General features: G+C 52.6%; 1 protein-coding gene. It reads left to right on the forward strand.

What is annotated here, in order from left to right:
• Positions 1-363: transposase (locus tag ACSEMK_RS24030; protein ID WP_430915553.1), on the forward strand; the 363-nt coding region annotated here is incomplete at its 5' end.
• Between the last annotated feature and the right edge of the window lie 338 nt (positions 364-701).

The following is a 701-nucleotide window of genomic DNA, read 5'->3' on the forward strand; positions in this document are numbered from 1 at the left end:
ATGTTAACGGCTACTTATGTGGTAGCAGCAGTGGGTAATGCCCGACAATTCAGCACTGCAAAGCAGTTCGCTTCATGGCTGGGGCTGACACCAAAGGAACATTCCAGCGGCGGGAAACAGCAACTGGGAGGGATCAGTAAACGTGGAGATGGATATTTCCGATACCTGCTGGTTCACGGCGCACGCGCACTTACCGCCTGGGTCAACCGGAACGGCGCGGTTGAGAAGAATGCCTGGCTTCAGGGACTACTTGAGCGGAAGCACTACAATGTAGCTGTTGTCGCCATGGCGGCAAAAACTGCGAGGATCATGTGGTCAATGTTGACACACAATACTGAATATCAGCCTCGTCAGCTCGCCTGACACAAGGTCAGTCAATCTGACGAGGTGCTGAAAAAGAGTTAACGTCCTGGTAGGTGCAGGTGACTTCAGAAGATGGCAAAACAGGTAAGACCGCAGGCAGGATACACCGAGAGGTAGCAAGGGCAAGTCAGCTCGCACAGGATGATTGGTACCTGCCTGGCGGATTTCATCATGGTTCGGGATAAAGAAATCCCATCAGAAACCGGATATATGGCTGCACCTACCCGTTTTATTACTGAACTGAAGAAAGCATTGCATTCCGGGAGCGTCCATATACGCTGCCTCGGCCCGACCCGAAGCCTGCCGGGATAAGTCGAAGGTACCACGAAGTGGCGATT

The organism is Klebsiella sp. K-3, assembly GCF_051207495.1.
GTDB classification, from domain to species: Bacteria; Pseudomonadota; Gammaproteobacteria; order Enterobacterales; family Enterobacteriaceae; genus Klebsiella; species Klebsiella aerogenes.